Origin of the sequence: Paenibacillus nasutitermitis, assembly GCF_014641075.1 — a bacterium.
In the GTDB taxonomy this organism is placed as follows: domain Bacteria; phylum Bacillota; class Bacilli; order Paenibacillales; family Paenibacillaceae; genus Paenibacillus_Z; species Paenibacillus_Z nasutitermitis.
This window is the reverse complement of record NZ_BMHP01000004.1, coordinates 498,364-521,509: the sequence shown is the minus strand read 5'-3', so window position 1 is coordinate 521,509 and position 23,146 is coordinate 498,364. Positions and strand designations below refer to the sequence as shown.

Sequence of the window (23,146 nt, the reverse complement as noted above, 5' to 3'; positions counted from 1 at the left end):
ATCACCCCTCCCCTTTCGACTTGATGAACTTCATATTGATGATGGTCAGAATCAGTGCTGCGGCAAACAGTACGAGACCGATCGCGCTGGCGTACCCGAGCCGGTTGTACGTGAAAGCCTGCAAATACATATGATAGCCGGGAACCATCGAGGAGTAGCCCGGTCCTCCGTTCGTCAGCAAGTATTGATTTTGAAAAGCCTGCAAGCCGCCGATCAAGCCCGTAATCAGGAAAAACTTGATCTGTCCCGTAATAAGCGGGATATCGATGGAGATGACCCGTCTGAACCAGGTGATGCCGTCCAACCGCGCGCTTTCGTTGATCTCGGTCGGGATGCCGCTCAGCCCAGACAAATAAATAAGCGGTCCGATCCCGGTCGCCCACGGAAAGCCCATAAACAAGAACGCCCACAGCACCGTATGCGAATCGCCCAGCCAGGCATGTTTCCAGCCTCCGAGCCCTACCCCATCCAGAATCGCGTTGATGAGCCCGATGTTCGGATCGAAAACGAACTGCCATACGAGCGCCCCGACCACGCCTGGAATCACCATCGGCACGAGAATAAGCACCCGGTAGGCATACTTCCATTTCGGATTGCTGATGGAATAGATCAATTCTGCCATGATGAGCGGCACCGTTACACTGATGATCAAGCCGCCTACGAGCAGAAACAGCATATTCGGCACCGACGCGATCAGCACGTCGTCATGCGCCATTCTGCGAAAATTGTCCATGCCCACGAAGGTCCACCGGTCGCCCGCCGCATTCCATTCGAACACCGACATGATCAGCCCGCGGATAGGCGGATAATAGCAGAAGATCAACAGGCCGATCACAATGGGGGACAAAAGGAGGTAGGCGCTCAAACTGTCCTTCATCATCCTGCTCATTCGTACCCCTCCCCCTTAATTAAATTGCACATAGCCGTCCCCGTCGTCGTCTTCCTGACTGTCGGACGAGCCCTTTCCCGGGGATTGGCCATCACCGTCAGTTCCTGCCTGCGGGCTGACGACCGGAATATCGATCCAATACCTTTTATAGACGCCGATGATTCGGCCGACCGAAACATCCGATAACTGGATTTGATTCATTCCTGCAGGCTGGAACGAATTTTCCTTGTAAGCGTAATATTCGAAGCTGGCCTGCCCGTTGTCGTCCGTTTTGACCCGGGTTACCTTCGTTGAGCCGTAGCCCTTCGATTTGAAAACAAGCACATTGTCTCCTTTGCGGGGAGTTCCGTCGGGATTGCGGATTGTGAAGCGGATCGTCATCACGTCTTTCCCGTTTGCTTCCAGTTGTTCGGGCGACTTGTCGACTTCGACCACGATCTGGCGATTGGTTTCCATTTTCCAAATGAAGAACCCAGCCAGCCCAACCAGCAGCATAATCCCCAGAATATACAGTTTCTGCCTCAATTCGCGACCTCCCGGGGGAGGAGCGCTCGCCCCTCCCCATGTTATTCAAGGCTATCCGGTCACCATTTCGACGTATCGAGCTTTTGCGTTTTGATGCTCTCGTCCGCGCCGGTCTCGAGCGCCTTCTGCACTTCTCCGAAGAACTTGTCGTCCTTGATTTCGTCACGGAACCACAACGCTGCGTTCTTCGAGATCGTATCGGCCGTTTCGCCGGTGATCGTGTAAGGGAACGCGATCGATATTTCCGGGAATTGCGGGTATTCCATATTTTTCAGCGCATCGAACAACGGCAGCGTTTCGGCCCCGTTTACAGTCGGGCGTCCCATCGGAATTTCATTGATCAAATATTCGTTCACCTGCGGCGAGGTCAAATATTGCAGGAAGAGAACGGATGCGTCCAGCGTGCCGTGCTTTTCCACTGAAGGTTTGATGATCGACATGCTGAAGCTCGGCTGCGTGTTTTTCGGGAACCCTTTTACGCGCGGAAGCTCGGGCGCATATTGGCCGGAATCGGGACCGGCGGACGGAATTGGGAACAGTCCCCATTTGAACGTCCGTTTCGTATCGCTAAGCTCCTGCTGCAGCTCCCACATGCCGCCTTCGCGCATCGCCACCTTGCCCGCGTTCCATTGCGGCAGGAAATCCTGCGTCGCCCAGCCTTCCGGCCATAGCTTTGCCCACTCCTTATAGAGGGTCCAGGTCTGCCGAACTTCGGGCTTATCTGCGGAAATAACCCCTTTCTTAATGGCGCGCACAGACTCGTCGCCTTTCAAATCGGCCGCCTTCGCCGCCCCGGTATAATTGAACGGATCGACCAGGCCGCTCATCAGCGGCTTGCTGATCGGCTCCAGCTCCCACAACGACGGCTGATGATTGGCGACCCACGGTACGGAAGCGATATAGCCCCCGTCCTTCGCCTTCTTCGCCACGTCGACAAACTCCTTCCATGTTTTCGGCACCTGCAGGTTCAATTTCTTGAATATATCGATGTTGTAGAAAATTCCGACCTGTCCACCCGCAGCCTGGATGAGCGGCACCTGGTCATGCGTGCCGTCCGCCTCCTTGGGGACGATCTCGACATTCGTGAAAGCGTTAATCCATTTGTCATTGCCTTCGATGAACGGATTCGGCTTGTTGTAATAGTCGTCAAGCGGCTGGAGCCAGCCCTGGTTGTACCATTCCGCCTTCGTGTTGGATGACCAGGCGATATCGGGGGCGTCTCCCGACGCCACGCGGGTTGTAAACCAAGGCAGCAATTCGTCGGCTTCCTTCGGCGCGCTGGTCATAATTTCCACCGTAATGTAAGGATACTGCTTCTGAAAATCCTCGACGATCTTATCGAGCGCGACGCGCGGCACCGGCGTCTTCTCCGTCGGCGTCTTGTCGTCGGTAGGCGTCAGCGCCTGGGCCAGCACTTTAATCGTGACCGGCTTCTGATCGCCCTGAGCGGCGGCCCCGCCGTTATTCGTGGTTGCGCTTTCATTTCCGCCCTGATTGTCTTTGGCCCCGCTGCCGCTGTCCGTCGACGGGCTTGCCGGGCTCTGATCCTGGCCGTTGCCGCTTTGCTCCTTATTGCCCGTGCCCGCATTCTGTCCGTTGTTTCCTCCCGAACATGCGGACAACAGCAACACCATGACAACCATGATGCATAAGCTGGCTGCCGTGAATTTCTTAACCCCACCGTGAGCGCTCATGTTCTTTCCCCTTTACCGTTATGATGGATTTCGACCGTACACTCGCTTTTACGGCGGTCTTTACTGCGACCATATCCGAATCAGTTCGCCCGCTCCCCTGTTCAACGCTCCCGTCGCGGCGGGGGACAGAAGCTGCTGCTGCTGCACAGACGCATCGTTGATGTAATTTAGAAAATCCGTCAGGTACGCAATCGCATTCGGGGTATCCCCCTGAGCGATCAGAATTTGAATGATTCCGAGTCTGTACTGCAGCTGGGTGGCCAACGTTCCCGTGATTTGTCCGTCTCCTTCATAAAGGGTGACAATCTGCTTGATCGCATCTACATTGACATACGATTCGTTAACCTCGCGAATCCGGTCCAGTTGATAGGCTTTGGCATTCGTATCAGTAATCGTATTCTCCGGCTGATTCGGCAGATCGAACACCCATACGGCCGCAAACGGAACGCCTGCGTCATGGACGGCGGTAATGAGCCGTTCGAAATTTTGCCGTGCCGGCTCGTGACCGATGCTTTCGCTCGTTCCGAATTCGCCGACAAACAACGGTTTGTTCGCTTCCGTCGAAATCTGCATCAGCTTGCCCAGCAATTCCTCCACCGGGACCGTCCTTGAGAACCGCTGCTCTTGCATATCGTAGATATGCACGCTGATTGTATCCATCGGATCGGGATTGTCCTTGTTCAGCATATCCGCGAACTGCTGCTCCGTGTCCTGATCCCAAGATAAATATTGCTCCTGATGCCACTCGGAAGAGCGGGGAAGAGAATTGCCGGAAATAATGATCCGATCCGGATCGTATTTGCGTACTTCCGTGGCGAATACCGTAAACGCCGAACGGATCATTGCATGCGTAAGCTCGTCGTCTGCCGTGCGGAATGTCGGCGTGCCTAACTCCGGGATGACCGGCGGCCGCCATTCACTGGCATTCGGCAAATCCGAGGACAAATTGTATTCGTTTCCAAATTCCCAGCCCCAAATCGCCGGAGAGTCCTTGTAGCGCGACACCACCTCGCTGACATACTGCTTCATGAACTGCTGCACCTCGCTGTCAAGCGACCCCCAGCGGTTTATCGGCTCCCCTACCATATCGGCGACGGAGAACGACGTCCAGAAGAAAGACGGAATGAGTCCGACATGGTTTTGTTCCGCCGAATGAACGAAATCGTCAAGAATTTCGAAATATTTCTCCTTGTCTTCTTTATACAACTGCCACTGGCTCGGGTAGTAAGGCGCTACGGAAAAACGGGCGAACGGGATATGGTGCTCTCCCAGCACTTGAAATCCGTCCCGGTAAGACGTGTCGCTATTCGCCGGATCTTCAAGTGTCCTGACAAAACCGCTGTAATAATTAACTCCGATTCCCCTATAAGGTATTCCGTCTTTCATCAGCATCCCGTCGTCATTCACCTGCAAGCCAAGCTGCTGCTCCCCGCCCGTTTCCTGTGCAAAGCCTGCGTTCTGGAACAGGCACATCATAACGAGAACGGACATTAAAATAAGCGAAATACGTTTCTTCATACCAAAACCTCCCTGCAATTGGATAAAACGGCTAAGCGTTCTTATGCGGCAAGTCTCGGATCGTCGATCCGATTTCGACCTATCCTCCTCTCGATTTGATTAATTATTAAGTTAATATTTCTTAAAATGTAAATTAATATTATCTACAATTTTTATTTATGTCAATGTAAATATTTCGCGATAAGCCGACAATTGTTGATTAATTTTCAAATAAATATTATGATAAAATAAGCTGTGCTTATGAAGGAGTTTATTATGGAGAAAAAAGTGACATTACGCGATTTGTCCGAAAAGCTGGGGTTATCGACAGCCGCCGTGTCCAAAGCGCTTCGCGGCCATGAGGGGGTAAGCGAGGCCACTCGCAAGCTGGTAATGGAGATGGCGAGGTCCATGCAATACAAGGGCATCTCCGAAGCGAAGGCGGAGGATAAGCAGACGGACAACATTTATATTATTGTGGACCACAGAGAGTTGAAGGAACCGCATACGATGTCCACCTATTTTTTTATCGACAATGCGCTGAAGGCACAAGGCCTGGAAGTGTCCATTCACGGTGTACCGATCGACGGGGACGACCGCGCCATCTTCTCGCTGATTGAGCGGGAACGGCCGCTCGGGCTGCTGCTGTTCGGGCGCTTTTCGCCAAAATTCGCGGAGGAGCTGAAGGCGACCGGCATCATCATTATCGTCATCGATTACGATTATCCATCCTTGAATTTCGACGTCGTCATGCCCAATGATTATCAGGGGGCATTCACCGCCGTGCAGCATCTGGTACGCGCCGGTCATCAGCAGATCGGCTACATCGGCGACCGCAAGCTGTCGCCCGGGTTTCACGATCGCTACAACGGCTTTATCGATGCGCTTGAATATTGGGGGCTCGTTGCCGTCCCCGATTACATTTACGACCTGCGGCTTAAAGACGTCTATGGTAAAGTCGATTTCAGTCCGTTAATCGAGCATTTGGATACGTCCCGTTTGCCTACCGCCTTCTTCTGCGCTAATGATCCGATCGCTCAAGTGCTGAACAACGGCTTGAATGCGCGGGGCGTCAAGACGCCTGAAGAGGTGTCCGTCGTCGGCTTCGACAACCTGGATTCGTCCCAATGGCAGTACCCGCCGCTCACGACCATCAACTTCCCGCGCGAGCATATCGCCCAGACTGCGGTTGATCTGTTGTTCTGGCGGAAGCAGAACCCTCAGGCGCCCTGCCGCAAAATCCTTGTGCATCCCGACCTGATCATCCGCAAATCGGTCGTCCCCCCGCAGAAAAGATAGGCAGGCCTGATTGGCCGAGGGTGATCGTGTAGGGGCTGTCCCTAAAGGATGTCAGCGAATGAGTCAGTCCCAATCTATGTACAAAGACGCTTCCAAAACCACTATGTAAGTGGGGATGGAAGCGTCTTTTTTGTCAGGAAATTTGATTCGTTAGTATCCGTATACTTTGAATTCCCGGATGGAAGCCCAATCTCCTCCGCTTCCCGTTATTGTGACCTTTACGTATCGGTAACTTCCACCGAGGGCGTCATTCACATCCTGGGAATCCACACCGCCCGGTGTATAATCCAACAGCGTTGTCCATGTGCTGTTATCGGTTGATCCCTCGATCTTGTATTTCCAGTTTTCATTGGCATAAAATTTGGTCAATGCGCCCAAAAGCGTATAATTGGCTCCCAAATCCACCTTGAACCACTGGGGCATGGACGCATCGGAAGCCCACCAATACGTATTGTCGTTGCCATCCACGGCATTGGAGGCATTGTTATTGGTGGATGAGGTGGCGGTCTTGCTTTGGGATAATAATTGCGGTGCCGCGTAGACCTCCAATTCGGCGATCTGACTTAAGTAATTGTTCTCGGCCGCATGATAGCGCTGCCTGGTGGAAGTCAGCTTCACATACCTGGCGTTCACGGCGGCAAAGCTGAAATGCTGCCCGCCCAGCGGTTTCGGATAACCGGTTTTGCTCACAACCGTGCTCCATGAGTTTCCGTCAACCGATACGCTGATCGTGAAATCGACCGGAAAGCTTTCCCCCAGATTGCCCGCGTCATTGCGGGGGAATAGCTGAACGGCGCCGATATTGTGAACCGTCCTCAAGTCTACCGTCAAATACTCCGTGCGGTTCTCCGCGCCGTTGTCACTGGACCAGCCCCCCGACAGCGGGCCGGAATTGCGGAGTCCATCCACCGCTTTCGTGCGGTCCCAATTTCCCGTCAGGGACGAAGATGTTTCCACCGGCTTGTTCAGAGCCAGATTGATTCCCGGAGAGGTGTCGGGGTACACCTCCAGCTCTCTCAGATTCGCCCAATTCCCACCGATCGTGCCCGTGAAATAAACTCTCAAATACTGATAGGTACCGGTGACGGTTTCCGTGACCGGTGCTGTGGAGGAACCCGTAACCCCGCTTGCCGTACGGTCGATCAAGGTCGTCCAGACCGGGTCCACGAGACTGTTTGTTCCTTCGATCCGATATTTATAGGTATCTGCGACATCGAACGTCATGACGACCCGCTTCAGCGGATAGGCATTGCCGAAATCGACGCGGAGCCATGCCGGGAACACGCTGCCTGACGTTACCCAATGATTCGATGAGGCTGCGTCTCCGTCGGTAGCCACCTCCGGCCAATAATCGGTCTGGCTGTCCCCGCCGTTGACGCTGGAAGCGGCCGTCGGTTTCCCCATCGCGATGTTGGACGTAGCTGACGGAATAACCGCGGCGTCCGGGTTAACAAGCTCGAACGAATGCGTCCCGGCTGTTGACATGATCGCCTCCACATTCCCATCCGCATCGGCGGCAGCGCTCTGATTGACGCCGTCCACTTTCACCGTATAGACGGCGTTCGGAGTCTGATTGATAAACCGAACCGCGATATTCGTGGGCAGCGCCGATGCCTGAACCGAAAATTTGTATTTGGTCGTATAGGTCACCTGCATATGCTGTCCGCGCCACTTGTATTTCACAACCGAGCCTGCCATGCTGTCGTTGATAAAGGGCGCGAGAACAAGACGGTTGTATTGCGGCTGAAATCCGTACCCGTAGGTGTACAAGCCCCATATCGGCATTATATGCGACGGGAAACCGTTAAAGCTGTCTCCTCCCACCAAATCCGCCCGCGTTACTCCGTCCCTCTTCCAGGAACTGCCGAAGAAATGGGTCTGCTGGAAATAAGACAGGAACCTGTTGATATAGTAGGGAATTTTGTTCCGGTCGCCATATGCGGGATAACCTGCGTAGAAATCTCCGTCGACGGCACCATACCAGCCTCCGTTCTCACCTATGAACAGTCCCGCGTAGTCGTCTCCCTGAGGTGCAGGAGCCCATGCGTTCCGCAAATCCCTAACCGTCGTGACATGAAACCCGAGATCGAAATTCTGTTGGTCCCTCTCAACCGATTCAACCACTTGCTTCATCCTGTCTTTGGACATCACCCCTGCCCGCAAAGCGGCTGCATTGGAAGGGACATAACGGACATCCCCGCTGTCCGAGCCGTAGGCGAAAGATTTCGTGGCCGGAGACCACAGACCGGTGCCGTCTCCCAGATTGCGGTTCATGTTGGTCTTCAAGGTGGCGGCAATATTCTCGTAAGTCTGCGCTTTGGCCGTATCCGCCAATACATTTCTCTCAAGCTCCGCCCATTTTACGAGCGACTCGTAGAACATCGCCGACATATAGGCATTGTAGGTACCGACGGATTTCTCCCAATAGTCGTTATAGCCGAGCATCAGTCCCGGGTTCGTAGGTGAATGGTTCTTGACAACATACGTTGTGGGATCGACGTAGTTGGCTATCGCAAAATCCAGGGCTTTCTCGCCGGATAACTTCATCCCGTTCAGCCAGTTCGTATCACCGTTCAGCGCATACAAGTTGGAGATGGCGATAACATACCCGAACTGCATATCATGGTACACTTTGCCCCATAAGTCCTTACTCTGATCCTCCCAGGGAAACGGGGAAATGACATGTCCGTTCACGTCCTGGACCCAGTCCCTAATATTGTTGAGACCGTTCTTCATCGTAACCAGTGCGTTCGAGTCTCCCAGCAAGCCGATGCTGTTGACATTCCAATGCTGCTCAAGTGGAGGATTCTCATAAAAATAGGTCGGCCCTTCAATCGTAACTCCATGATTCCTGCCCATAATGCCCATCCGGCCATAATCATTCAAGGCCTGGGACAGTTGGTACTCATTCATGCCGTTCAACGTTCCCAGATCGTAATAGCTGTCAAAAGAGTCCGGCGTAAAGGTCAACGTCGTCTGCACGTTCTCGTTCGCCGCCGCGTTAACGTCACCGAAGATTCTGTTGCCCGTATGCCTGACCTGCCCCGTATAATACCCCCAACCATCGGGCTTCGGGCTCTGCGGCCCGCTTGCATAGAGCAGCCCTGAACCGGTGCTCGAAGCCACCAGGTTCATGCTGAGCGGCTTCGTCGACCCCGCATCCAGCCGGTCCACTTCCGTCGCCGCACCGCGCGCAAGCCCGCTTCGGTTCGTCGTCCCGTCAACCTTCAGCGCCCAATTGTCCGCCTGCGTGGAGAGCAGAACGAAGCTGGTATCCTCGGACGATTTGCGCACATTATTCTCGGCCGAATATCCGGTTCCCCCGGCCAGCGACCATTTCTGCGCGGATGCCTCGCCGCCTACCCACCACTGGGCGCCGCTGGCCGGCCATCTGATGCTCTGTACGGCGTCCTGCTTAAACACGAGTGTCGGCGTCCCCTGCTCCTGGGCCGTATAGGCAGAACCATATGTACGGCTGAGCTTGTATTGAAGATTGGCATCGCTGACGGTGAACGTCCACGTCTCGCTGGCCACAGCGGTTGCGAAGGAAGCGGTCACCACGTTGCCACTGACCGTGACAGATGGATTTACCGATAGCGCTTTCGATGTATTCCAGCCTCCATCCGTCTGATAGGCTTCGATTTCGGCCAGCTGCATGCGATACGCATTGGACTCGTTCGGATCGGCCCGGAGACTGGTGCCGGTCACCTTGATATACCTGGCGTTCGCGGCTGCAAAAGAAAACGATTGTTTGCTGCTTCCCTCCGGCTGCGGATAAGCGGTCCGGGAGACAACTGTACTCCATGTGGAGCCGTTGTCGGATAACTCGATGGTGAAGTCAGCCGGAAATCCTTTGCTGCTGTCGTAACGGGGATGCAGGTCGATACGGGCAACGCTGTATACGGCTCCGAGATCGACCGATACCCATTCCGTATGATTGGCATTCACATTGGAATTGCTGCTCCAGCCGAGGGGACCGGATGCTATTTTCCCATCCGTCGCCTTGGCAGCTCCCCAGGCAGCCGTTTCGAGCGAGCTTGAGGAAGTAACGCTTTTTCCGAGCGCCAGATTTTTTCGAACCGCCGAAAAAATGCCCTCACCTTGCTCCAACAGCTCTTTGTTGTCGATTTTGAAGGAAGACACAACCGCTTTGCCGTTATAATCCAGCGTTGCGCTGTACCTTGTACCCGCCATGGTCACCTTCTTGTTGGCCGTGTCGTTCGTCACGGTCGCCGCGCTGGCCGTGCCGGATAACGTGAGCCACGCTACCAAGCCGGCGCAGATTACCCCGTAAACATAGAAAGTCCGTCCGTATTTCAAACCCATCCTAAACTCCTCCTTGTACGGAAATCGGTTCAAAAAAAACAGGGCATCGGCAAGGAAGCGACAACAATAGACGTCTTCTTTGTACGAAAGCCCTGTGATCAGGCGGCTGGCGGTATTATCGAATGACGACCTGGAAGCTGTCCAGCTGCCGCTGCAGCTCCTGAATGATTTTGTCCAAGCCGGCTGCCATCATCTTTTCCTTGACGACCTGAATATCCGCTTCAACGTCGACTTTCACGATCCCGTAATACAGCGGTGTCAAATATTGATTCGTAATATCTTTAATGGCTGCATCATAGCTTTTGACACTTTCGTAATTCGGCGTGAAATTGCGGATATTCGTCTTCATCAAATGCGAGTTCACGAGGTCCAGCACTTCATCGTAATTCGGAAGCCCGTTGGACGGCGAATAGAAGAAGAGGTCATTCCTCCAGCCCCATGGCGAAGCATCGTTTGGCGGGAAGCTTTTGCTGTCCGGCAGCGAAACGAGCTTCTTGTCCGCCGTCAGGTCGAAATGCTTGCCTTTGATTCCGTAAGTCGTCAGATTGTTGTATTCTTCGTCGTTGCGGAACAGATCAAGCATCATCAACGCACGCTCGTAGTTTTTGGATTTGGCGCTGATTGCATTGCCGTTGTTGATGAACGGGTTGGCCAGAAACGGTTTGTCCGGGTTGGTGGTAAAGAACTGCAGATCCCATTGCGGATGGGTGGGCTGCAGCGCCTGGTAAGTCGCCGTGCTGTTGATCAGATTCGTGTACAAGGTGGCGCTTTTGCCGTTCTTGAACGTATCCTTCACTTTGTCGACGATCGCTCCTTTTGCCCAATACCCTTTCTGATTCCATTTCTGCAGCCTCTTGAACAGGTCGATCGCTTGAGGCGTGTCGAAGATTGTCATGATCTGGGGTTTATTATCGTTGATATTGACCCCCAGAATGGAAAAATTGAGGCTGTAAATATCATTGGGGCGGGTCAGCTCTTCCTGTACGAAGTTTTCCAGACCGACCGTATCCCAGGGGATCATGTCTTTCTCATTCGTCTTGACGGCGTCCAAGTAGTTCTCGAAGTCATCGAGCGATTGAATGCCAGGCAGCCCGTATTTCTTCAGCAAATCACCGCGCACGCCGTAACCATTGATCGTCGTTTCATGGGCGTTCATCGGAAGCGCGTACAGTTTGCCGTCCACCAAAGCGGAATCAAACACATCCTGCTCCGTCTTTTCGAACGTTTGGGGAGCGTACTGTTTCAGATCTTCCTGGGTAATTTCGTGAAACGCCCCATTTCTCGCATTCTCGAAATACCCGTCCCAGTTCGCTGTCTGAATCACATCGAACTCTTCTCCGGATGAGAGAATAAGCGGTATTTTCGTATGCACGTCGGCCCACGGAATAAATTCCAGTTCCACCGTCGCGTTAATGTCCTGTTTCAGCTTTCTGTTTACTTCTTCATAGACAAGCCCCGTGTCCGGCGGATGATTCCCGATCATGATCATCTTGAGCTTGACCTCTTTGGATATATCCGGTTTGCCCGCTTCAGGAGAACCCGCTGAGCCGTCTGTTTCGGAAGATGGTGCATTCGACGGCGCTGATGGAGCCTCTTTCTCTGACGACGAACAACCCGATACCAGAGCTATTACCACCCATACGGCCACAATTATGCCAATCAATCTGTTACGCTTCAATTCTGACACCCTCCTTGTTTTGTAATGAAGCTATATAAAATCAGTCGCCTGATATTATCCCTTTACAGCTCCAAGCGTAACGCCGTTGACAATAAACCGCTGTGCGATCGGGAAAACGATCAGGATCGGCGCAATGACCAGCGACGTGACGGCAAGCTTTACCGTTTCTTTCGGAAAATCCGCCACTGCAATGCCGCTCATCTGCGTCATTTGCTGAATGGAATCGGCTTTATTCAATAGATTGTACAAATAATACTGCAGCGTGATCAGATTCTGATTCGTAATGAACAGAATCGAGCTGAAAAAATCATTCCAGTATGCCAGCGCGATGAACAATCCGATCGTGGCCAGCCCCGGCTTGGCAATCGGAATCATGAGCCGGCGGAATACGGTGAATTCGCCAGCTCCGTCGATTTTTCCTGACTCCACAATTTCCTCCGGAAGGGAAGCAAAAAAACCTTTCATAACCAGGATATTGAACACATTCAAGAGCAGGGGAATCAGCAGCGCCAAATAATTGTTTTTCATGTGCAGGTACGACACCATCACGATATAATAGGGAACCAGACCGCCGCTGAAGACGGAAGTAAAATAAATGTAGAAGGAAATGACGTTCCGGTATTTCAACGTTTTTCTTTGCAGCGCATATGCCGTCATGGCGGTAAGAAACAGCCCGACGGTCGTACCGATAACGGTGAGCGATACCGAGATCAGCCCTGCATGTAGCAGCTCGCCCGGCACCTCGAACACCAGCCGGTAGGCCGCAACCGACCATTCCCGGGGAAGCAGGCTGTACCCGGTGCGGATGACCTCCTCTTCATTGGTGAACGACCCCGCTACAATGAACAGCACGGGGATGATGCAGAGCAGGGAACAGAAACCGATGATCGAATACCCCAGAACGTGAAACCAGAACCTGTCGGAGCCTAGATGCTTCATGAGCCACTCTCCTCAAAAAAGGGAATAATCCGGATTTGTTTTTTTTACGAAATAATTAGTCACCATGATGACCACAAAACACATGACGGATTGGAACAAGCCTGCGGCTGCGGACATGCCGATATCGGATGATTTAATCAAGGATCTGAACACGTAGGTATCGATGACATCCGTTGCATCAAACAGAATACCGTTATTGCCGATCAGTTGATAGAACAGGTCAAAGTTTCCCCTGAAAATATTTCCAATTGCGAGTAGTGTCAATATGATCGTCGCCGGAGTCAGGGAAGGCAGCGTAATCCGGCGTATCCGCTGAAAAATATTTGCGCCGTCGATCTCCGCCGCTTCCTTGATGCTGGGATCGATGCCTACGATAACCGAGAAATAAACAAGGGATCCGAAGCCAACCGATTTCCAGTTGTTAAAGAAGACCAGAATATATTTCCAGAACCCTTCACGGTTATAGAAGTCCACGGGTTCCAGCCCGAGCGCTTTCAGCAGCGTGTTGACGGAGCCGAATTCAAAATTCAGCAGATTGTAAGCCATAATGCCGACAATGACCCATGAGATGAAATAAGGAAACAGCAGGGTCGTCTGGATCAGCTTTTTGACATATTTCCCTCCGAGCTCCGCCAGGATGACGGCGATCAGGATCTGCAGGACAATCCCGGTTATAATAAATGCCGCATTGTACAACACCGTGTTTTTCACAATGATCCAGGCTTTCCCGGAGAGGAAGAAAAAGTCGAAATTGCGGGTGCCGATCCACGGGCTCATGAACAGTCCCTTATCATAGCGGAACTGCTTGAAAGCAACGACAAGCCCGGTCATCGGCAGGTAAGAGAGCACCAAATAAAACAAAATGGCGGGCAGCAGCATTCCATACAGCACCCTGTTTTTTTTCAATTCTGCGATAATACCGCGCTTCGTCATCTTTATCGCTCCTGTTTTCTCGCGTCTTCTCTTGGATATGCCTTAATTGTAAACGCTTTTATTTTTGTCCGGTAGATTGAAAAAACAACGAAAAGACGAAATTCCAACGCATTTGCCATAACCTTGAGAGGGGAGTCACTGCAGGTCCGCCCTGGATCGGCGAAGCCGCTGCTTCATATCCCCCTTGGGTGGATTCTTCAGCTGTGCCGGATCAATCATGGTTTGCCCTCGGTTCGATAACCGAAACCAGATCCGGGATATGATGGGGAAAGAAAGAGCCGGTTTCCGTGAAAATGAGACTGAATTCGGCGAGTCTGCTGCGACGGACACATTTGAGAACGATCTCGCTGTCTCCTTTGGGCAAATGAATGCTGGAGAGATGACGATTCTCCGCCGTCCACCAATCGGCATGTTCCACCTCGCTGATTTTCTCCCCGTTCAGCCACAACGTATAAGCATCCGAATGGCCGATGAGAAGATTCACCTCCCGCTCTTCATCCAGACGGATACGCCGGATGGCGTATACCACGCATGGTCCTTGAAATCCGATCAGATCGGATAGCTCGAACAGATCCTCCTTGATGTTCGCAACGACATAATCCTGCCTGAGGCCGATCCTTCCGATATCGGCGATATACGGATAGTCCGGCTGCACCTTCGTGTTGAGATGGTATTGTCTGACAAGATCGGCTGTCCGGTCGGGCGTCTCGCCCTTGATATGGCTGTAATAAAACTCCCCGAGCTCCGTTCTGGGAACTTCCGCATAATTTTCCCAGAATGGCCCGAACACCTTCCATACCTGCGCCCCGTTCAGCCCGAATTCAAGCGAAGCGCCAGCGAATTCGGCTCGCAAAATATTTTTCTCACACATCTGCTCAACTGTGTCCGGAATGCACAGCCGCAAGCCGATTCTGGCAGACTGTCCGGCCGGAATCGCCACTTCCGTTTCCGATATCTCAAGGTTCCAGCCGGCTGGAACCTTGATGGCGATTTTACCGTCGACGGAGGCTTCCGTTCCATTTGTGACCAAGAGCGACAGCATCTTGCTTTCGTTCCAGCCGATCACCGGATCGCCCTCATAATCGACAGCCAGCCGGACGGCCGGAGCAGGCCGCCCGGCGGATACCGGCGTTAGCTGAGGAGCATCGGCAATTTCAATCTCCCGGTTCAGCTCAGACGCAACAGTCAATCCGATGCGGCAGGTATCCTCCGCAAGGTCCTTCAGCAGATTGCTTCTTCTCTTTACGCGGGCATCCAATTTGTAGCTTGTATCATAGAATTGATAGGTTTCAATGAGATGATGCGCTCCCGAAATAATGCCGAGCAGAGCGCCCGCCGTTGCGCAGCTGCAGTCGGTATCGAACCCGCAGTTCAGCGCAATCATGGTCGTCTCCAGAAAATCGTTATGCCCATATAGAAGCGCGAGCAGCGTAAATCCGATATTCTGATACAAGTTGGTGCAATCCGGATGACCGTAGTCGCGCAGGATCCACGATCGCACCACTCTCCAGTCCGGCTCCGTCTGCGACCACTGCAGCGTATGCTTGACGAGTCTTTCAATTTTCGAGGTTTGGGGCAGATATTTCATTCCGGTCCGGATCAAAGTCCCAAGGTCGTTCTCGAAGAAAGCAGCGGCTTCCATCGCCGCCCAAAAACGCTCGGCGTGAACCGAATCTCCCGCGTGATCGAGCACGCCATCCTTCCCGGCATATTCCGCTGCAAGCTCCGGATTGCCCGGGCAGATGCAGGCCCAAATCTCCGAGCGGATCGGGCATCCCATACCGTTGATATAATACCGGTTGTTAAACGCCCCCGATAACGGAGGCATGATGCCCCGGGCATAATTCTTCTTGAAATAGGCATATTCACCAGGCACAAAAGGGTACAGCGAGTAGAACGCTTCCGCCAGATCAACAGACGTGAGATGGATTCCTTTCTCCTCAAGCGCATGCAGCCATATGACCTGCAAATCAAGATCGTCGTTCGGCAGCATCTCCTTTAATGCTTTGACATCATAGCTGTAGTCGAACAGTTCTTTCCGCCCCTCAAATGGGGCGCCTATCGTTCCGGAGATGCTTTTCCCCAGCCACGCTCCATATACCTTGTCCAAATAATTGTCGTAAGAAAGTATCATTTGTTCAGCTCCTCCTCGGTCTACCCGTATTTTAAGCCGGTTCCGCAGCCGGCGACAGGCTGAAAAAACAACGAAAGGAGCAAAATTCTATGCTCTTTTTTTCATTCCGTTTATCAGCAATTGCCAAACAATCGGTCTATCCCTTACGATGGTGATAGATTGGACAATCGGGAGGAAAAGGAATGCTCAGAGCCATCGTAGTGGATGACGAACGGATGACACGAGAGACTCTCTGCACGCATGTGCCTTGGAAATCATTAGGGTTCGACAGTGTGGAGCAAGCCCATAACGGGGCGCATGCGTTGGAGCTGGTAAGCCGGACGGCGCCGGACCTGATTTTGAGCGATATCCGGATGCCGGTGATGGACGGAATCGAATTGGGCAAACGCGTACACGACCTGCATCCGGAATGCAAACTCATTTATTTAAGCGCTTACACGGATAAGGAATATTTTAAATCAGCGATTCAATTATCTGCGGTTGACTTTATCGAGAAACCTCTCGTTCTGGAAGATATTATTAGAGTGGTGCAAAAGGCGGCAAATTCCTGCCTGGAAGAACACCGGAGGAAACAGGAAATGTCCGCCCTTCTCAAGCAGAAGCTTGCCCTGGATTTATGCAGTCCCGGATCGGCGGACACCAGTTGGAGCACATCCCTCCAGCCGTTTGGCTTGGCGGCAGATGGAACGTACCGGACCGTGCTGGCCGAGTTTAATCTGGATCATGTCAGCGGCATGGAAGAGAAGCTGGCCCGTCGGACGGCTATTATGAGGCGGCTTGCGGACCACTTTTCCGGCTACGGCTTTATGGTGCTGTCCGGCCCGATTGACCACCATCTTGTCGTTCTTCATTTCAGTCTGGCGGCACCTGGTGAAGAGACGAACCTGATGTCCGGTCTTCGTGCCTTTTGCATCGGCGATGCGGCTGAGACAGAGGAAGTGTTTATGGCTGTCGGCAACCAGGTGCAAGGCGTAGAGAATCTCTACCGTTCCTATGAATCCGCTCTCGTGCTGCTCGACAGCCTGTTCTATGCCGGTTACGGGTCCGTGGTCGCGCATGCTGAAGTTCCGGGGGATTCCTATGTGTTCGAGGAAGGCGTTATTGATTTCTTCATCCGCTGCCTGAAACAAAACCAGATGGAAGAAGCGCTCCGCACCATCGATTTCATATTGAATGGAATTGCATCATCCCCATCAACTCCGGTCCGTTATGTGAAGAACGGCTTGTATCGGCTCATTGCCGGAATGAACGGGGTGTTGGAGGAGCTGCGGGTATCTTCCGAGCGGTCTGCAGCAGACTTGCCGCAAGAGCGGACATTCATTTGGGAGCCATTGTTCGCCACTTCAACGCTTCCGGAGCTTGGACAACTCGTCAAGAAATGGATGACCGCCGCCTTTGCCCAATTGCGCAGCGATCATGAAATGCCGCAGCTTGCCTTGGAGATCAAACAGTTCATTCTGGACCATCTGCAGGACCGGGAGCTGTCCGTCCATGCTGTCGCCAGGCATTTTTTTCTGTCACCCAATTATATCTCGTTCCTGTTCAAGAAAGAGAGCCGGACGACCATCAGCCAGTTCATTACGAAGTCCAGACTGGAACGGGCCAAATCGCTGCTGATGCAGCATAAATACAAACAAACTGAGATCGCTTTGAAAATCGGGTACTCGGACCCCAAATATTTCGCCAGAGTGTTCAAAAAAGAATTGGGAATGACCCTGGCGGAGTTCAGAGCAAGGAACCGTATGTGATGGCCTTCTTCTACGGCTGGTTTGGTAATCTGTCCCTCAAGCAAAAACTGTTTTTAACCTATGGCATTCTCATTATTTTGCCTCTCAGCTCCTATACCATGTTCTCGTACATGCAAATCTCATCTCTGGTAAAAAAACAAACGATGATTTCCGCCAATCAACTGTTCGAAGAAGCCGCTTCCGCCGTATCGAACAAAGTCGCTCAAATGGTGAACACGCTGGATATCGTATCGATGGACAGCATGATTAACGAAATTATCAGCAGCCGCACCGACAACTACAATATCAATGAACAGCTGCGGGATTACCAGAACCTTGAGCTTTTTCTGAACAATTTGGAACGAAACAAAGAGCTGTATCATATCCGTCTGTATTTCAATAATGAGGCGATTTACACGGATGAGCGGATCAATTTGTTCAGTATGGAATCAATCAAAAAAGAAGCGTGGTTCAAGGATCTCAACCATTCCAGCTCGACGACGGTCTGGTTCAACCCTCCCTTGGGGGAAATACGTTCGGACCGTGAAGAGGACCGGCTTGTATCCGTCGCGAGATTTGTTTGGAACTTGCGGAGTCTCTCGCAGAAGTCAGGCATTTGCAGAATCGACATTCCGCAAAGCTCACTGGACCGCATTCTGACCAGTGCCAAAATCTCGACACGCAGCTCCGTTTATTTGCAAAATGGTAACGGCGATATTATTGCGAGCTCCGGCTCCGATGATCCTCGTATCCGGATTTCCCAAGAGCGATTAGCAGCCGATATTCCTGAACAACAATGGTCAACCATAAATGTGGACAAACAGGATCTCCTCGTAAGCAGGCAGCCCATTGCCAGGACAGATTGGAATCTCGTTTCCGTTGTTCCGCTGAGCAGTGTCTTCACAGCGGTTCACAATCAAAGAGACCAGATGCTGTTGGTCATGTTCGCCATTGCGACGATCGCCTATTTCCTTGCCTATTATTTGGCGAAGCTCAGCACAAAAAGCATTCACCGGCTGTCCCGGAAAATGCGGAATGTGCAATCGGGGGATCTGGAGCCCCTTACAGTCACTCATCAAGGAAACGACGAAATTGGACAGCTGATGAACAGCTTCAACTTTATGATCGGGAAAATATCCCGCCTCGTCGATGACCAGTTCGAGTCCGGAAAAGCGTTGAAGCAGGCGGAACTAAAAACGCTTCAGGCGCAAATCAATCCCCATTTTCTATATAATTCGCTGGATCTTATCAATTGTCTGGCCATCGACCGCCAAGTTCCGGAAATATCGAAAATGATCGTTTCACTTACCGACTTTTATAAGCTCGGATTAAACAAAGGCAAGGAATTTGTACCCCTGCAGGATGAGCTTAAACACGTCAAAGCTTATGTTGATATTCAGAATATGCGCTTCGATGGAGGGATCGCGCTTGTTCTCGACATTCCGCAGCAGCTGATGACTTATCCCGTTCTGAAATTGACGCTGCAGCCTTTGGTGGAAAACGCCATTCTGCACGGCCTGCGGGAGAAGCCGAATCAGAATGGGACCATACGGATTTCCGGCACGCTAACGGACAAGACCATACGACTGACAATCGCCGATGACGGAATCGGAATACCTCCGGAACGGCTGGACAGTTTGCTCCATAACAAAACAGAGCCCGATTCCATTCACGGATTCGGACTGAGCAACGTAAGGGAACGACTGGTGCTGACCTATGGCGAGCCATACGATCTGCGTCTGACAAGCGAATATCAGAAAGGGACAACGGTCGAGCTATATTTTCCTGCCAATGCTGAAACTGACAACCACTGACTCTCTTATAGGTTGAAAAAAGACACCGATTCGCTCGGTGTCTTTTCGAATAGACCTATGGCTTGCCCGGAAGATCGTTATAAATTATTGGCGACGACTTTGTTCGTTCCCGTCGCGCTGTCTTGAATGCCGCTGCCGGATTCGGACGTATCGTTCGAGGTGATGATGTAATAATTCAGCGTTCGCGCCCCGTCGTCGAACAGTCCAATGCCGTTGCGGTCGTAATCGCTGAACACGCGGTTATTGCTAACAATGACGTGCTTGCCGCCTTCGATCTGCAGGCTGTCGCAAGTCGTGCAGTTGGCCGGGTTCGTCCGGTTGTACACCACATTGCGTTCGAGGATGTTGCCTGTAATTGTGACGTTGTCGCCCTTGGAGTATATGGCTTGCAGCTGCTGGTCGCCGATGCGGTTGTCTGCAATCGTAATCTTGTTGGTGCCTTCCTCGATCAGGATGCCCTTTCGGGTCGATGTCCCCTCCTCGTCTCCCGCGCCGATCCACGAATCGGCCACCGTCACGCGGCTCGAGCCGCCAGCGATGTAAATTTGCTGATGATGGGCGTTCTCGACTATACAGTTGACGATATAACGCGCAAATCCGGTACCCCCGCTGACAATTCCATAGTTGTAAGCTGCGCCGTTGATGACGGTTGTTTTGTCGATATTGATCCCATTGGAGTTCCCATCCATCATGATGCCGACGTTCGTCGGCTCAAGGAATGTCGACGTCAGCTTGTAGTCGGCGCCGGACCAAAACACGATGTTGGCCCCCGGTAATACCGAAGTTGTCCGCATACTGCCCGTGGTCATGACGAGGCTGTTCTGGATCGTTACGAACTGCGTGTTCAGACCCGAATCGTTCTTCACGCCGACGGAAATTCCGTATGCGGCATTGTAAACCGTGACTCCCTCAAGTGTTGTGAAGCGCGCACGGTCGATGCGAATGCCGTAGGACGGCGATGTCGTAACGTTGCTGTTCGGAGCGACAGAACGGTCGATGGTCAAATTTTTCACTTTATTGTGCGTCGTATTGTGCATATCGGTCGTGTCGCCGATATGAATGACCGCGTCCGTGCTTTTGTTCAGGAAAACGACCGATCCTTTGCCCGTTCCCTCCAATTGCACGTTATGTGCGGTTACACGGAGGGTCGAACTGATCTTGTAGGTTCCTTTCGGAAAAAAGACAACGCCGCCGCCCGCGCTCTGAGCGGCATTAATGGCATTCTGAATAGCCGTCGTATCGTCCGCGACACCGTCTCCGACCGCGCTGTAGGGAGCGGCCTTCACGTTAATGTCGCTCGTGCCCGCCGCCTGAACTCCTCCCGGAGCAATCACGGCGATCCCAACTAACAAAACAAACGCCAGCCAAACGCTTACTGATTTCTTGCTACTTTTCAACAGCCTCATCATCTTATTGCCTCCTCTTCGATTTAAAAGCCAGCTTGATAATTGCCCGTGCTTAAGAACGGTCCGTCCGACGATGGCGGACCGCTGTGACGCATGGATTTGAATGGCCCCGAGTGGTTAAGGCTTCTGTCACCTCCCTTCAGATCCGCCTGATCAGGCACGCCGGCAATCGACAACCAGTGTTCCAGGCGCCTCGGCAATACGCAGCCGAATGCCTTCCCGCAGCTCCTCACCACGGTATTGTCCGATCTGCGTATCGCCCAGCACATCGTACAGCCGGTACGCTCCGTCCGCATCCATCCACGGAAAACGAACTGTCTCCTCCTCGTCGCCGCAAGCCTCCGGACGAAACAGCAGCACAAGACCTTCCCCCTCAGGAGACAGCTTGGCCGCTCCGTCCCATATAGCCGACTGCGTGTGAATACGTCCGCCGACCGTGACATAAGGGTGGAACCGCCGGTCCGCATGCTCGGGGCAATCCGGGGCGCGCAGCGCGTCGGATACTTTGAACCAAGCGTAGAAGTCGCAGCGCTGCCGGTAAGCTTTGACCCAATCGAACCAGTGGCGATAATATTGCTTATCCTCTTCGGACAGCTTCCGCAAGTCCCCGTAGTAGAGACCGTGCGCAAGGAGCACCGACCAAAAGCCGTACGTTTTTGCCAGAGGATCCGTCAGATGACATGCGCCGAAGTTGAGCGTATAGCTCGGTACGATCCGGCTGCGGGTATGAATGAGCCGCCGGAAAGGCTCCAGCCACGCCGTATCCTGATTCGTAATCCAGTTCTGGTGGGCATGCTGGATATGCGCCAGATCGGTTCCATGCAGAACGCCGTACAGCTCGAAGCTCAAATCGATCAAACAATCCGGGTTTCTTCGCCGCACCTCGTCCATAATCCGGAACATGCTCCGATAGAGACCCAGATGTGTAGATTTGACGGTCTCGTGATCATGATCGCGTGCGTGACAGCCGATCATTTTGCCCGGATTGTAAGGGTCCCGTACCGACGCCAGATCAAGCTTCAGCAAGGACACGCCATATCGTTTGACGACCGCGTCGATCTGCTCGATGATCCAATCGCTGTAAGAAGATTGCAGACACATGATGGCCGTATCCGTCCAGCCGATCATATGGCTGCGGCCGCCGTTTTCGTCGCGCTGTATCCATTCGGGATGGAGCCTGGCCACTTCCGATTCCAGATGCACATTTGGCACGGACATCCACAGCCCCAGCTTCATCCCATGCTTGCGGCAAGCGTCGACGATCGGCTCGAGTCCGTTTGGAAATTTGACGGGATGCGGGCGGTAGTCGCCATGATCCACATGCCAGCCGAAATCCAGCTGATAAGCGTCGATGCCAAGCTCCGCTGCGACGGCGATGTTGTCCAGGACGATTGATTCCGTAATCTCGATCTGAAACGTTTCCCACGTATTGACGGTAAAAGTCGGAACATCCGCCGCTTTGACAATCGCCAGCTTCCCGGCTACGAACGCCCGGAACGGCCCGTCCACCGCATCCTGAACCGATCCGCCGAAGGGAAGCAGGAACGAGGCGTCCGTCTCAAACGTTTCTCCTTCCCTCAGCGCCCATTCGAAGACCGTTTCTTCGTCAAAGTTATAAGATACCCGGGCGCGGTCGCCGTCCTTGAACAATTCAAGACGCTTCATCGCGCCCGGCGCTTCGGTCGCCACAATGACGCCGACGCCGCGCTCCGGCCAAAATGCCGCCATCGCGCTTTCGTCCATGGTGTCTTCGGCCCAAGCGGACGCTGCAGTGAAAAAGCGGTGGTATACCTGGCGGCCGTCGCCAGGTATAAGCTTGATATCTTCCCACGTCATGTATTCCAATCGAAAAGGTGAAGGATATTGACTGCGAATGGCGAGCCACTTGCGAATGACCGGAACATCGTGATACGCGGCATACGTCAGTTCGATGTGTAGACCGCCACCCGGCAAATCCCACGACTGAGGGCCAAAGGGCACGAATTGCTGCTCCGCCTGCGGCTTCAACTCCAGGCGAAAAATCCACTTGTCCATATCGGACTGGGCAATGCGTTCATGCGAGACGTAACGGAAATGCTCGCTCCTGAACAAACGCATCGACTCGTTCAGGCGGCCGGCGAATATGAATTCGTCTCCGCCCTCCTGCAGCAATTCGGTTTCCCGATACCGCAGCGACGCCGTTCGCAGCGTGCCCGTTTCATCAATCCGAATTTCCCGACAACAATCTTTCGCTTCCAACGCGACAGTCAATGGCAGCATTCTACGTTTCTCCTTGCGGGATCCTA

At 52.8% G+C, this 23,146-nt stretch carries 14 protein-coding genes; 3 read left to right on the top strand and 11 right to left on the bottom strand.

The genetic code is table 11. From position 1 onward, the window contains the following. Position 1 precedes the first annotated feature (1 nt). Genes IEY46_RS26850 through IEY46_RS26835 form a run of 4 tightly spaced genes read right to left on the bottom strand, consistent with a single transcriptional unit; the run spans position 2 to position 4,626 of the window. Complete coding sequence (locus IEY46_RS26850) at positions 2–889, bottom strand: carbohydrate ABC transporter permease (protein WP_188996976.1); 888 nt, start codon at positions 887–889, stop codon at positions 2–4. 15 nt (positions 890–904) lie between these two features. Beyond that, complete coding sequence (locus IEY46_RS26845) at positions 905–1,414, bottom strand: Ig-like domain-containing protein (RefSeq protein WP_188996974.1); 510 nt, start codon at positions 1,412–1,414, stop codon at positions 905–907. 59 nt (positions 1,415–1,473) lie between these two features. Further along, positions 1,474–3,108: an ABC transporter substrate-binding protein gene (locus IEY46_RS26840; protein WP_188996973.1), complete on the bottom strand. Its 1,635-nt coding sequence runs from the start codon at positions 3,106–3,108 to the stop codon at positions 1,474–1,476. A 60-nt stretch (positions 3,109–3,168) separates the two neighbouring features. Next, positions 3,169–4,626 carry an FIMAH domain-containing protein gene (locus tag IEY46_RS26835; protein ID WP_188996971.1) on the bottom strand — a complete coding sequence of 486 codons (1,458 nt, stop codon included), beginning with the start codon at positions 4,624–4,626 and terminating at the stop codon, positions 3,169–3,171. Between the two features lie 255 nt (positions 4,627–4,881). Between IEY46_RS26835 and IEY46_RS26830 the strand changes: the two genes are divergently transcribed. Continuing rightward, positions 4,882–5,904 carry a LacI family DNA-binding transcriptional regulator gene (locus IEY46_RS26830; protein WP_188996969.1) on the top strand — a complete coding sequence of 341 codons (1,023 nt, stop codon included), beginning with the start codon at positions 4,882–4,884 and terminating at the stop codon, positions 5,902–5,904. A 150-nt stretch (positions 5,905–6,054) separates the two neighbouring features. Here IEY46_RS26830 and IEY46_RS26825 read toward each other — a convergent pair whose 3' ends face one another. The 5 genes from IEY46_RS26825 to IEY46_RS26805 all read right to left on the bottom strand — a co-directional run bounded on the left by IEY46_RS26825 (position 6,055) and on the right by IEY46_RS26805 (position 15,914). Further along, the gene (locus tag IEY46_RS26825) at positions 6,055–10,230 is read right to left on the bottom strand and encodes a discoidin domain-containing protein (RefSeq protein ID WP_188996967.1); all 4,176 of its coding nucleotides are present in this window, start codon (positions 10,228–10,230) and stop codon (positions 6,055–6,057) included. Positions 10,231–10,345: 115 nt separating this feature from the next. Then, complete coding sequence (locus IEY46_RS26820; RefSeq protein WP_188996965.1) at positions 10,346–11,908, bottom strand: ABC transporter substrate-binding protein; 1,563 nt, start codon at positions 11,906–11,908, stop codon at positions 10,346–10,348. A gap of 54 nt (positions 11,909–11,962) precedes the next feature. Then, complete coding sequence (locus IEY46_RS26815; protein WP_188996963.1) at positions 11,963–12,847, bottom strand: carbohydrate ABC transporter permease; 885 nt, start codon at positions 12,845–12,847, stop codon at positions 11,963–11,965. A 12-nt stretch (positions 12,848–12,859) separates the two neighbouring features. Next, on the bottom strand, positions 12,860–13,780 hold the full coding sequence (locus IEY46_RS26810; RefSeq protein WP_188996961.1) for an ABC transporter permease: 921 nt from the start codon (positions 13,778–13,780) through the stop codon (positions 12,860–12,862). Positions 13,781–13,991: 211 nt separating this feature from the next. After that, entirely contained in the window at positions 13,992–15,914 is a 1,923-nt protein-coding gene (locus tag IEY46_RS26805; RefSeq protein WP_188996959.1) for an ADP-ribosylglycohydrolase family protein, read from the bottom strand. A gap of 182 nt (positions 15,915–16,096) precedes the next feature. Between IEY46_RS26805 and IEY46_RS26800 the strand changes: the two genes are divergently transcribed. Then, positions 16,097–17,662 carry a response regulator gene (locus IEY46_RS26800; RefSeq protein ID WP_188996957.1) on the top strand — a complete coding sequence of 522 codons (1,566 nt, stop codon included), beginning with the start codon at positions 16,097–16,099 and terminating at the stop codon, positions 17,660–17,662. Then, positions 17,662–19,455, top strand: a complete 1,794-nt coding sequence (locus IEY46_RS26795) for a cache domain-containing sensor histidine kinase (protein WP_188996955.1) — start codon at positions 17,662–17,664, stop codon at positions 19,453–19,455. Before IEY46_RS26800 ends, IEY46_RS26795 begins: the two co-directional genes overlap by 1 nt. A gap of 77 nt (positions 19,456–19,532) precedes the next feature. Here IEY46_RS26795 and IEY46_RS26790 read toward each other — a convergent pair whose 3' ends face one another. Together IEY46_RS26790 and IEY46_RS26785 are read right to left on the bottom strand one after the other, a co-directional pair. Then, positions 19,533–20,864 carry a glycosyl hydrolase family 28-related protein gene (locus IEY46_RS26790; RefSeq protein ID WP_188996953.1) on the bottom strand — a complete coding sequence of 444 codons (1,332 nt, stop codon included), beginning with the start codon at positions 20,862–20,864 and terminating at the stop codon, positions 19,533–19,535. 150 nt (positions 20,865–21,014) lie between these two features. Continuing rightward, entirely contained in the window at positions 21,015–23,120 is a 2,106-nt protein-coding gene (locus IEY46_RS26785) for a glycoside hydrolase family 36 protein (protein ID WP_188996951.1), read from the bottom strand. Between the last annotated feature and the right edge of the window lie 26 nt (positions 23,121–23,146).